11 protein-coding genes and 2 pseudogenes are annotated in these 12,245 nt (G+C 46.1%); 4 read left to right on the top strand and 9 right to left on the bottom strand.

Features of this window, described 5'->3' with window-relative positions; all coding sequences use genetic code 11:
• Positions 1 to 42: 42 nt before the first annotated feature.
• Positions 43 to 1,068: a hypothetical protein gene (locus tag IPP74_12640; protein ID MBL0320117.1), complete on the bottom strand. Its 1,026-nt coding sequence runs from the start codon at positions 1,066 to 1,068 to the stop codon at positions 43 to 45.
• A gap of 177 nt (positions 1,069 to 1,245) precedes the next feature.
• Positions 1,246 to 1,488, bottom strand: coding sequence for a DUF2188 domain-containing protein (locus IPP74_12645; protein MBL0320118.1), 243 nt, complete (start codon positions 1,486 to 1,488; stop codon positions 1,246 to 1,248).
• A 605-nt stretch (positions 1,489 to 2,093) separates the two neighbouring features.
• Here IPP74_12645 and IPP74_12650 point away from each other — a divergent pair.
• From IPP74_12650 to IPP74_12665, 4 genes and pseudogenes are all read left to right on the top strand, one after another.
• Positions 2,094 to 2,282 carry a helix-turn-helix domain-containing protein gene (locus tag IPP74_12650; GenBank protein MBL0320119.1) on the top strand — a complete coding sequence of 63 codons (189 nt, stop codon included), beginning with the start codon at positions 2,094 to 2,096 and terminating at the stop codon, positions 2,280 to 2,282.
• Between the two features lie 55 nt (positions 2,283 to 2,337).
• Positions 2,338 to 3,875, top strand: a pseudogene (locus IPP74_12655) (N-6 DNA methylase).
• 77 nt (positions 3,876 to 3,952) lie between these two features.
• On the top strand, positions 3,953 to 5,077 hold the full coding sequence (locus IPP74_12660) for a restriction endonuclease subunit S (GenBank protein ID MBL0320120.1): 1,125 nt from the start codon (positions 3,953 to 3,955) through the stop codon (positions 5,075 to 5,077).
• Entirely contained in the window at positions 5,064 to 8,207 is a 3,144-nt protein-coding gene (locus IPP74_12665) for a type I restriction endonuclease subunit R (GenBank protein ID MBL0320121.1), read from the top strand. Before IPP74_12660 ends, IPP74_12665 begins: the two co-directional genes overlap by 14 nt.
• Here the strand turns inward: IPP74_12665 and IPP74_12670 are convergent.
• The 7 genes and pseudogenes from IPP74_12670 to IPP74_12700 form a co-directional block, all read right to left on the bottom strand.
• Positions 8,197 to 8,644: pseudogene (locus tag IPP74_12670) on the bottom strand (lysozyme). The gene IPP74_12665 and the pseudogene IPP74_12670 overlap by 11 nt on opposite strands.
• Positions 8,641 to 8,949: a hypothetical protein gene (locus tag IPP74_12675; GenBank protein ID MBL0320122.1), complete on the bottom strand. Its 309-nt coding sequence runs from the start codon at positions 8,947 to 8,949 to the stop codon at positions 8,641 to 8,643. The pseudogene IPP74_12670 and the gene IPP74_12675 overlap by 4 nt, the downstream one beginning before the upstream one ends.
• A gap of 113 nt (positions 8,950 to 9,062) precedes the next feature.
• Entirely contained in the window at positions 9,063 to 9,251 is a 189-nt protein-coding gene (locus IPP74_12680) for a hypothetical protein (protein MBL0320123.1), read from the bottom strand.
• A 65-nt stretch (positions 9,252 to 9,316) separates the two neighbouring features.
• On the bottom strand, positions 9,317 to 10,744 hold the full coding sequence (locus IPP74_12685; GenBank protein ID MBL0320124.1) for a hypothetical protein: 1,428 nt from the start codon (positions 10,742 to 10,744) through the stop codon (positions 9,317 to 9,319).
• Between the two features lies 1 nt (position 10,745).
• On the bottom strand, positions 10,746 to 11,105 hold the full coding sequence (locus IPP74_12690) for a hypothetical protein (GenBank protein MBL0320125.1): 360 nt from the start codon (positions 11,103 to 11,105) through the stop codon (positions 10,746 to 10,748).
• Between the two features lie 35 nt (positions 11,106 to 11,140).
• Positions 11,141 to 11,500, bottom strand: coding sequence for a hypothetical protein (locus IPP74_12695; GenBank protein MBL0320126.1), 360 nt, complete (start codon positions 11,498 to 11,500; stop codon positions 11,141 to 11,143).
• A gap of 4 nt (positions 11,501 to 11,504) precedes the next feature.
• The gene (locus IPP74_12700) at positions 11,505 to 12,218 is read right to left on the bottom strand and encodes a DUF2793 domain-containing protein (protein ID MBL0320127.1); all 714 of its coding nucleotides are present in this window, start codon (positions 12,216 to 12,218) and stop codon (positions 11,505 to 11,507) included.
• Positions 12,219 to 12,245 lie beyond the last annotated feature (27 nt).

Consider the following 12,245-nt stretch of genomic DNA (forward strand, 5'->3'; position numbering starts at 1 on the left):
CTGCGATTGTGCGTCATAAAATCAATTACATTAGCAGTGATATTATTCGGCAGCTGATAATGAGCTAAAATTAGTAGTTGCTTCAACTATTATGCCCTCTTCAATTTTGATGTCTGTAAGCCAGACATCTTGGCAATCTTTTAGAAGCCTATGAGGTAATGGATTTTTTGCAAATGGATTATGAATTAACATTAGTTCGCCACCGAAAGGCACACGCCCTAATTTTGCGTACGAAAACAAAATAGCGCTAATATGCGGGTACATAGGAGCTAAAAAAATGGCTGAATTGATTTCTAACTCAGGAACCGCTTTTGTTACTTTGATAGCAGTATCCCTTCTTGCATAACTAGTTCCTGTAGTTTTTGTCTCACCAGTCTGTCTATTGTGAGATAAATGGATTTGATAATCGCCTAAGCCAAAACAAACCTTTAAAATTACAGGCATACAACCAGGTGCTTCTTGATCTATATTTCCTGAATTAACGGCAATGATTACTTGTTCATCGCGTTCAATAATGCCTTTAGCAAGGTAGGGTACAAGCCCTCTGCGTTTTCTAACTTTATCAATAGAGCAATATTTATCCCTTATTGCGGACAAATATCTTAATCTTACTGGATTCTCAAAGATGGACAAAGTGCCGCCACGCTCTGTCAGAGGAAGAGCTTCCCCAGTCTCAGAACAATACTTTATTTCTTCATAAAAAACTGGAGAAACGGAATTGGGATTACCTTGTTGACCTGCACCTGGAGTAATGGCTTCTATCCATATTTTCTTTCCGTTCTGAATAAGGCAAATGTCAGGGCCAATATCTTTACTTTGGATTGTTTTCTTTTGTTCTAAGAGTTTTACGCCAAGATACATTTCCCAAAAGCGTTGGTTAAATTTTTCTTCTGATTGTTGGCACTCACTTCGGAAGTGGGTATCTGCATAGCGATCCCATGTTTTCCATAATTGTTCTAAATCTGCTCTGTATTTTTGACTTATCTCTGATTTGCCATCTCGCAAATTCTTATAGCCAACCCATTCATTTACTTTTTCAGGCAAAAAGAATAGATTCGAATTTGGCATAACTTATCCCAATAGCTAGATAATATATTTCATTGCTCTTTCGCGACCATTCGTCATTTGGATAGAAGTTGAGTATTAATCAATTAGAATCAACATCAACAAAATCCAATTCTGATTGGTTCTTATTCAAGAAAAAATATGCAGAAAAATTAGTCATGGTCGTTTCGTTGTTACTTTTTAACCCTTAATATTGCGTGGATCATTTCCATGACTATCACTGTCTGAAGTTTTGCCGTCCCGGTTGTGGATACGGAGTTCAGTACCTTGATTGCAACTAATTTCTCTTCCAGCATCAACAGCTTCCTTTTTAGTATCATAGTGGGCGCTCGCACGTTCTGATTTATCTCGACGCACATCCCAACCGCCACGATCTTTGTTTGGTACTACGTGATGGGAATCTGGGCCTTGTTTATTTGGCATAATCGAACTCTTAATGTTGATATTGTTATATATCGAACAATAATCTCTTTATGAAGTACAGATATTAGGTTTGTCTAAGGAGATGATTTATCTAGAAAAATAAAAGTGTGACATATTTATAACAATATCTTGAAGATATGGATTGGGTAGTGTTGTTTGTAGCAACTTTTAATCTCTGGTGTTTTCGAGAAGCCCCAAAATTCCTGCACTAAAAAAACCGTACGGACTTTTCTAAAGTACGAATTTTTGAGAATGAGAGTAAAAAAAGCCCCGTACTTTGGAAAAAATGCGTTATTTTTAGCTAAGAGAAGTCAGAGCGAAGTAACGGGAAAAGCCCACAATCCATGGGCTCTACATGGGAGGCAATTGGGAGATAGAGAACGGTTGGCCACGAGGCGCTGGCGGTGGGTAGTTAGCACCGCAACACCCTCGTTATAACCCAACCACCAGCAAAAACAACACTCTCAAAACCCGTACCTTGCTGTCACGGATATAACGCTATGCGTAGTGTTCTTGACGCACAACTAACCAACTAGAACAAAAGGCTTTATCTTTGGAAAATTTTACCCTATTTTCCACTCAAAGAATCGGAGTGAGAATCCACTATGGACACTGACATCATGACAATTCGTGAAGTCGCTGAGTATCTGAAATTGACAGAGAAAACGGCTTACCGCCTAGTCTCTGAGGGTGAATTACCAGGGTTTAAGGTAGGAGGTTCATGGCGTTTTAGGCGTAGTGAAATTGAAAAGTGGATAAAAAAACAGGAAGCGCGATCAAAGGATGATAAATAACGATGGCTAAAGTTAAAAAGAAAGGGTTGCGAAAGCACCAAAGAAACAAAAGAGCATGGAGGAAACCCTTTGGGATTCCGCCAATAAGCTGCGCGGCAGCGTAGAGCCATCAGAATATAAACATGTAGTACTCAGCCTTATCTTCCTTAAGTTCGTTAGTGATACGTTTGAAGAGCGTCGAAAAGAGTTAATCGAGGAAGGCAAAGAAGCCTACTTGGACATGGTTGAGTTTTACACCATGAAGAACGTCTTTTATCTGCCAGAGCAATCGCGTTGGAGCTATATCAAGCAAAATGCCAAACAGGATGACATTGCCCTCAAGATTGATACCGCCTTACACACCATCGAAAAAAATAACAAGGCTCTAAAAGGTGCGCTGCCTGATAACTACTTCTCACGTATTGGACTGGACACCAGCAAGCTGTCTGCCCTGTTAGATACGATCAACAACATTCAAACTCTCAAAGATAAACAGCAGGATATTGTTGGGCGGGTTTATGAATATTTCCTGAGCAAATTCGCTCTGGCCGAGGGCAAGGGCAAAGGCGAGTTTTATACACCCAAGAGCATTGTAAATCTGATTGCCGAAATGATTGAGCCCTATAAAGGCAAAATCTATGACCCCTGCTGCGGCTCAGGCGGCATGTTCGTTCAGTCCATCAAGTTCGTAGAGAGCCACCAGGGCAACACAAAAGACATTTCCATCTACGGCCAAGAGGGCACGGGAACAACCTACAAACTCGCTAAAATGAACTTGGCTATTCGTGGCATATCAGCCATCCTTGGGGAGAAAGCCGATGACACGTTTGGCAAAGACCTGCATCCAGACCTCAAGGCTGATTACATCATCGCTAACCCACCTTTTAACCTAAAGGATTGGAGAGCGGAGAATGAACTGACGGATGATCCTCGCTGGAGTGGCTATGAAGTACCTCCAGCCAGCAATGCCAACTATGGTTGGATTCTACACATGCTCTCCAAGCTGTCGGAAAACGGTGTCGCTGGTTTCCTGCTAGCAAACGGTGCTCTTTCTGGTGATGGACAAGAAAAAGCAATTCGCAGAAAGCTAATTGAAAATAAGATGGTGGAGGCCATTGTCATACTCCCGCAAAAAATGTTTTACACTACGCCAATTAGTGTAAGCCTATGGATTATAAATAAAAACAAGAAGGCGCACACGATTAAACATGGTGACATTGAACGCCACTATCGTGACCGTGATAATGAAATCCTGTTTATGGATTTGCGGCAGTGGGGCGAGCCATTTGAAAAGAAGTTTGTGCAATTAAGCAGCCAGCATATTCAGAACATCGCCAAAACCTACCACACATGGCAGCAGACGATTGCCAAAGATGAATACCAGAATGTGCCAGAATACTGTTATTCAGCAACTATTGAGGGGTGCGGGCAAAAGACCATTCGCTGATGCCAAGCAAGTACATCGAATTTATCAATCGCGATGAAAACATCGATTTTGAAGAAAAAATGATATCGCTCCAGCAAGAGTTTGCTGATCTGCTGAAGGCAGAACAGCAAACAAAAGAAGATCTGCTGAAAGTCTTTGAGGATTTAGGCTATGCGATCAAATTATAAAAAACTTGGAGAATATATACGACCTATTGATATCAGAAATTCTGATCTACAAACCAAAACGCTTTTGGGTGTCAGCATTGAAAAAATTTATCCCCTCTGTAGCAAACATACATGGTGTAGATCTCAGCACTTACAAGGTCATTAAACGCAACCAGTTGGCATGCAAGTTAATGAGTGTTGGAAGAGACGAGCAACTACCTGTCGATATTCTTAAGGAATATGAAACTGCAATTGTTTCTGCAGCTTATTATGTTTTTGAATCTGCAGACGAGCGTCTGTTGCTTTCAGACTATCTGATGATGTGGTTATCTAGGAGAGAAACTGATCGGTGGGTTGGATACATAAGCGGGGGTGATGTAAGAGGAGGAATCAGCTGGGAACAATTCTGTGAGCTTCCTATTTTTATACCGCCAATAGAACAACAGATGTACGTTGTTCAGACTAATAAATCTATAACAAGTCGTATAAGATTAACTGACAATCTTGTTCATAAATCGGCTGAAACATTACAAGCAATCTACAAACGCTGGTTTATAGAATTTGAGTTTCCTATTTCCTCTGAATACGCCTCATTCATAGGCAAGCCAGAACTGGTAGGCACACCATATAAGTCCAATGGTGGTGAAATGGTTTATTGTGAGGATTTAGAGCAAGAAATTCCGAAGGGATGGAGATATGCTAGGCTTGATGAAATGGCTACCATCAATGCTGGCGGAGACGTACCAGAAGTATTCTCTGAGGTCGTGTCCGAAGAATGCTCAATCCCTATTTATTCTAATAGCACAGAGAAAGAGGGTATATTTGGATATACTGACAAAGCAAAGATAACTAAAAAATGCATCACGATATCTGCCCGAGGAGCCATTATCGGTTATACAGTCCTCAGGTTGAAGCCGTTTTTTCCAATCGTAAGATTGATAATTGTTACTCCCAAAGAAGGATGTTTTCTTTATTATCTTTACGAGTCTATCAAGAATCTTAAATACGATAGCGGTGCTTCTGCCCAAGGACAGTTAACAATTCCAGAGGTTTCAGCAATACGGCTACTTGAGCCAGACCAATCGATAATGAAGAAATTCCAAAATATGGCCTTGGCTATGGGTTCATTTACTGAAGTTATCAAGTCTCAGAATAAGGTTTTGACTGATTTACTGACTATTCTTAGTGCCAAAATGTCTGGGAGGCGAAATGAGATTCACTGAAACAGCCCTTGAAGAAGCGATTATAGAGCTGATCCTGCAACAGGATATCTCTCATATGCCAGGTGGTACGATAACGCGTGATCCATCAGATGTGCTGATCAGGGATGATCTCCGCGCCTTTCTGAAAAGCCATTATTCTGCGGAAGGAATTACTGCTTCTGAGATTGAGGGTATTATACGTCAAATGGAGAATAAACCTGCATCTGACCTTTACGATAGCAACAAAGCCATAATGAAAATGATCTCTGATGGCTTCCTGCTCAAGCGTGAAGACCGCAATAAAAAAGACCTGTTTATACAACTGATTGACTATACAGAAGCCGATAAAAACTTCTACAAAATCGTAAACCAGCTGGAAATCAACGGATTTGAGAAACGCATCCCAGATGGTATTCTCTACATAAATGGTCTGCCGTTGGTGGTGTTTGAATTCAAGAGCGCAGTACGCGAAGAATGCACCATTCACGATGCATATATTCAGCTGACTGTTCGCTACAAACGCGACATACCTGAGCTGTTCAAATATAATGCGTTCTGTGTCATTAGCGATGGCGCAAATAATAAAATGGGGTCGTTTTTTGCCCCGTATGAGTTCTTTTACGCTTGGCGGAAGATTGAAGGTAATGAAACGCTTGATAAGGATGGCATCGACTCCCTGTTCACGATGACCAAGGGAATGTTTGATAAACATCGTCTGCGCGATATTATTCGCAATTTCGTCTATTTCCCAGATACCTCAAAGAAAAGCGAAAAAGTGGTTTGCCGCTATCCTCAATATTATGCGGCCAATAAACTTTATCAGAACATTTTAGAACATCGCAAGCCGCAAGGGGATGGTAAGGGTGGCACCTATTTCGGAGCTACTGGCTGTGGCAAGAGCTTCACCATGCTCTTCCTCACTCGACTGTTGATGCGGAGTGTGGAGCTATCCAGCCCAACTATCGTTCTGATTACGGATCGTACTGATCTTGACGATCAGCTTTCTGGGCAGTTTACCAACGCAAAGGGGTATGTTGGTGATGAGCATATCATAAGTGTAGAAAGTCGTGACGATCTGAGGGCGCAGCTTAGAGGGCGCGATAGTGGCGGCGTGTTCTTGACCACTATTCATAAATTCACCGAGGACACAGAGCTGTTGACGGATCGTAGCAACGTGATCTGCATTTCGGATGAAGCACATCGCAGCCAGATCAATTTAGATCAGAAGGTAAAAGTAACTGCCGATGGCGTGAAGCGCAGTTTTGGCTTTGCCAAATATCTGCATGATTCCCTGCCAAATGCTACCTATGTTGGTTTCACTGGTACGCCTATCGATGCTACGCTGGATGTGTTTGGTGATGTGATAGATGCATACACAATGACAGAATCCGTGGAAGATGAAATCACTGTACGGATTGTCTATGAAGGTCGCGCAGCAAGAGTATTGTTAGACAATAGCAAGCTGAAGGAAATTGAGGAATATTACAATCAGTGCGCCGAAGATGGTTCTACTGATTATGCGATTGAGGTGAGCAAGAAGGCTTCTGCTCAAATGAACGCTATTCTAGGTGATCCTGATCGTCTGAAAGCATTGGCCGCTGATTTCGTAAAGCACTATGAACGCCGTGTTCTTGAGGGATCGACCGTCAAAGGCAAAGCAATGTTTGTAAGTAGCTCTCGGCCAATTGCTTATGCCTTTTACAAGGAGCTGATTGCCCTGAGGCCAGAATGGGCAGAAGTGAGAATTGCGGAAGCTGGAGCCAATCTGACAGAGAAAGAGCAGAAAGAGATTAAGCCAATGGAACGGGTTAAGATGATCATGACTCGCAGCAAGGATGATCCAGAAGATCTTTATAAAACCCTGGGTGACAAAAAATATCGTAAGGAACTAGATCGCCAATTCAAAGAAGCTAAGTCTAACTTCAAAATCGCCATCCTAGTGGATATGTGGCTGACTGGATTTGACGTTCCTTTCTTGGATACGATTTATATCGATAAGCCAATCCAGCGGCATAATCTTATCCAGACTATCTCCCGCGTAAATCGTAAATATGAGGGCAAAGAAAAGGGATTGGTGGTCGACTATATTGGCATCAAGCGGCAAATGAATTTGGCACTCGCTCATTACTCAAAAACTGATGGCCAGAACATTGAAGAAATTGAACAATCGATTGTTATTGTGAAAGATCACCTCGATCTGCTTGCCAAGCTGTTCCATAAATTTAACAAAGCTCCGTTCTTTACAGGCTCGTCATTACAACAACTTGAATGCCTGAATATGGCTGCTGAATTTGTTCAGATCACCCAGAATATTGAAAAGCGATTCATGATGTTGGTGAAACGACTGAAGGCTGCTTATGACATTTGCTGTGGTAGTGAAAAAATTAGTCAGGAGGAGCGTGATCTCATTCATTTTTATATTGCCGTTCGTTCTATAGTTTTCAAACTGACTAAAGGTAATGCTCCAGACACAGCGCAGATGAATGCTCGTGTGCGTGAGATGATTAAAGAGGCTTTACATAGCGATGGCGTTGAGGAAATCTTTAAGCTGGGTGATGACAAACAAGCTGAGATCGATATTTTCGACGACGACTATCTTGCAAAGATCGAGAGGATCAAACTACCCAACACAAAAATTAAGCTACTGCAGCAACTACTGACCAAGGCCATTGAAGATTTCAAAAAGACAAACAAAGTCAAAGGCGTTGATTTCTCAGAGAAGTTTAAAAAACTTGTTGAAAAATATAACGAACGTAAGGAGCAGGATGTTCTGAGAAGCGAAGTGCTGGATGAATTTACGGACGAAATTATTGATCTCTATCATGCGCTCAAAAAAAAGCGTGAATCTTATGCAGACCTTGGTATCGATTTTGAAGAAAAAGCCTTTTACGACATCCTTAAAGAGTTGATGCGAAGATATGATTTCAACTATCCAGATGAGAGGCTTATTCTGCTGGCACAAGAAGTTAAAAAAGTTGTTGATGATAAGGCAAAATATACAGATTGGAGCCAACGAGACGACATCAAGGCGGAGTTGAAGGCAGATCTCATTATTCTACTGGCTAAATACGATTACCCACCTGTGGATCGTGATGAGGTTTACAAAGAAATATTTGAACAGGCAGAGAACTTTAAAAAGTTCAAGAAATAGCTTTAGAATATAGCTCTATCTCCGCAGCCCTGCGCTTAACCAGACCCTTCAGTTTCCTGCCGCCAGCCCAGACCCATTTCATGAGTTCGGCTGGCGTCATCATGCTCCTCGCGGTTCACTTTTCGGCGGAGCGTGGAACGCTGGAGCGCACCGCTGCCCAGGTTGAAGGTGAACGATACCAGTGCGTCAAACTGCCCCTGCGTGAGCGGCACAGCAATCAGGCGCAGCACCGCGCGTTCGGCTTTGCCGACATCGCTGCGGAGTAGTTCCAACGCTTCGTCCTCGTCCACCCCGTCCAGGAACTGCTCTTTGTTGGCTTCGGTAATCAGGTGGCCGTAGCCGATGGTGGGATAGCCCGCGGGGCAGATGTAAATGACTGGCGAGAACCCTTCAAAGCGGCAGATAAGGTCAAGCCCTTGCTTGGAAATGTGCCTCATTTACCGCTCCGCAGTTTTGCCATTGCACGCTGGCCGAAGTAGAAGCTGATGATGCCTGCAAAGATCGCCTGATCTTCTGCCGTCCATAGCAGCCACGGCATATCAGCGGAAAACTGCATCACCTTCACGGCCGCATAGAGAATGAAGAAGCTGTAGGCGATGACGGGGCGCACCGTGCCATTCAGCGCGTCCACCCAGCGAATCCCTACGTTGTAGGTCTTGTAGAGGGCTTGGGATTCGGCGATGTCCGCATTCACCTGAATCTCCTCCAGGCGGTTTACATGCCCCTGAGCCTGTTGCTGCATCTGCAATTCGAGGATTTTAAGCTCGTGCTTGCGATCCTGCGCGTCACGGAACAGCTTCAGGAAATCTGGGAAAGCTGCTGAGAGAAAGCCTAATAATGATCCAAAGAGTGTAATCATATAATCCTCCCCCCGATGAGCACCACCAGTTCAAACGCCATGCCCCCAAGTGCTAAAATTAGCGTGGTGAGCATCCACCACATGACGCGCTCAATGCGGTCGAGCCGTCCTTCCAGCGACTTGTATCGTTCCGCGCACACGGCAACGTGTACGTCGAGATGTTCTGCTTCTTGTTCTTGGGTCATGTTTCCTCCAGGCATAAAAAAACCGCCTCAAAGGGCGGCTGGTCTTGATTGATTAAAGGTTGGGTTTATTCGAAGTAGCCGTTGATCATCGCCAGCCCACGGATGATCTGCGATGCGGTTGCTGTCCCGACAGGCATACGCAGGATGATGTGCAGGAACGTGCCGGCCGCGACATAAATCGGTGCGTCGAGGTTCACATCAATTGGTGTGAGTGAGCCACCAATGGCTGTGCCAACAGGCATGGACTGGATTCCGAGTGGCACACGGCGTGGAGCGCGTGTTCCTGCAGTGATGGAATCTAATGTAGCAAGCGATACGGCCGTTGCACCAACACCTAATGCCCATTGCAGCAGCGTTGGCGTGGTAGCGGAAGCCGCTCCCATGTTGAAGGTTTCAATGCGAATGCCACGGATCACCAGATTGCGGTTTCCACCAGCCGCTGCGGCGGCGGGAACTTGGAATCCGAACAGTGCATAATCCGTTTCTGCCCCAGCCACTGCCGCAAACTGAAACTGCCCTCCAAGTGTGGTGTAGCCTGCCGCCGTGTTAGAAAGCGTGGCAGATACAGGCGCGGTATTGTTTACATAATTGGCAGATTGCCCCATTGCCGAGCCACGAGGGTTATTATAGCTGCCGTACTCAGCACCAGCCATTGCTGTTGGCCATAAGCGATTCAATGCCAGATCACGGGCGATCACTGCTACATCAGCCACTTCCATGCGCTGCGCCGAACCTGTGGCAGCGGCGTTATAGCAGCGCATCAGCAGTGGTTGCCAACGCGAGAGCGATACTGCGGCAGCGGTATTAGGCGAAAGAATGACACCTTCCAGCACCCCGTCGATGTAGAACTCAATCCGATCTTGCTCGATGACAATGCGGTAATAGTAAACCTCATTTGCTACTGGCGAAGGCATCGGCGCGGTGGTGGTTTCCGTGCCGTTAATGTTCATCACGCCTACCAGCACACCTGCGCTGTTGATCTTGAAATATACCCCATCGGTCGGCGTGGCCGTCGTGGCAGCAAAGCCAAGCCCAAATTCGCAGACGTTGTTGGCAATCGGGTTAATGGCAAAACGCTGGCGGAATGCTACTTCCAATGAGCCAGCAGGATGCAGTGGGAAGGTTTTAAAGGTTTGAACCCGTGCCACCGCAGCGGAAGCTACCGAGTTGCCCGCATTCAGCACCAGAAAACCGCCTGTCATGGCAAGTGTTGCTGTGGCGGTGACGCATTGATAGGCACTGCCGTCCACCACTGTATGGTTGAAGGTATCCGCCCAGTAAATGTTGTCCACGCCCACGCGCAAGCGACCATCCGTTGAAACTCGTGCCGCACGAACCAGTCGCGGCTCGCCACTTGCGCCGTCATGGGATTCCCCAGCGATCACAGAATAGCCAGAGTCGGCCAGTGCCATAGGCAGATTGACCTTCAGCCGCTTGTTTGCGTCCACCGAAGCAAGGTCGGCGGAATCGCCAGATTTTAGAATAATACTCATATCAAACTCCTATGATGTTGATGTTAAAACGTCCCCAGCTTCCCTGCGGCGCACGCGCTACCACATCGAAACCAACGCCTTCATTCAGATTGGCGGCAATGGCGGTAATGCCCTCCAGTGCAGCATCTTCAGGATCGTGGTCGGGCGTGCTCACGCCTGCGGCATTGCAAAGAATGACTGAGCCATTCGTGACCCATGCAGCTGCAACTGCGACAATTGCCAGATCGCTTTCACCGCCACTGGCATTGCCAAAATCCACCGTGGTTTGTTCAGCCTGCGGAGTGCTGCCGCTTCCTCCTGTGCCTGGTGGCCCCTGAGTGCCGACTGTCACCACATCGAGGCGTTTTTCCTCGACCTTCACAATCTGAATGACTTTGTTAACTGTGATAATGTCGGTCATCGCGTTACCTCTGGGCTGATAAAGACAATCCCTTCCAACAGACGGGTAACGGTGATTGTGTCCGAGGCGATCAGTTCAAGATCGTAAACGCCAGCCGTGGCCGTAATGGCAGAGGTAGCGGTTGCCGAGGCAAGGATATCAATCGTGCCAGCTGCGCCGCCCAGGGTGATCCCACCATTTTCCGTGGTGAGTGTGAGAAATGGCGTTGCGGAATCCATTGTTTCCCGCATGTGCATCCGTGCTGTGAACCCTGTCAGGTCAATCGGAATGCCATTTTCGTCCTTCCAGGTAACGGCTTCTGATAAAGTCGCACCGCGATAGACGTAGAGATTATGTTTTGCTGGATGTGTTGTCATAAAATTACCATGTCCATGGGCCGCGAGGTTTGAGGTATTGCATCGTCGTGCGGATCACGCCGCCCGTGAAGTTGCCGCCGTTCGCGGTCAGGCGGATAGCGGTGTTGGCGTAATACGCCAGTGGGCTGGTGATGCCGATATTGGTGGAATCCAGCGCAGTACCGATCAAGTTTCCGTAGCGTGTGGTGTCGCCAGCAACCCCAATGCCAAAGGATGTCGCGCCGGTGATTGCCGTAATCACGCGCACGTTGACCGCCAGCACAATGGCGCGGTCGGGAATCTGAATGGTGGTGTCCTTGAATGCGCCTGTGTTGACAGTCACATCCTCGGTTTTGTGTTCCACCCGCAGATATTCGCCTGTTTCCTTGAGCAGCAATCCTTCCGACACCCAGTTTGTGCCGTCGAACATCACGTATTCGTCGGTGGTTTCATTCCAGAGCTTCAGCCGCTTAAATGGGGCGACAAAGAACCAGCCGCCACCATCCGCTGCCTGAGCAATCTGGCTGGCTTTTCCTGCCCATGCGCCCGTAGGGGATGAACCCACCACCCAGCATTGCCCAACCGTTGGGCTACCAGGTGGCGTGTTCAAACCCACATCCTGCACGACTGCCTGAATCAGCACGTCGAGAATGTTAAGCGCATCGTTATGGGTGACTTCCTTCTGGCTCTGCGATTGCAGAATATAAGGCAGCAGTAATCGTCCCGTGGTGTTGGGCATCGGATGTTCCTTTGGTTAAGTTGTTAA

Source organism: Alphaproteobacteria bacterium (assembly GCA_016722515.1).
Lineage (GTDB): Bacteria > Pseudomonadota > Alphaproteobacteria > Rickettsiales > JADKJE01 > JADKJE01.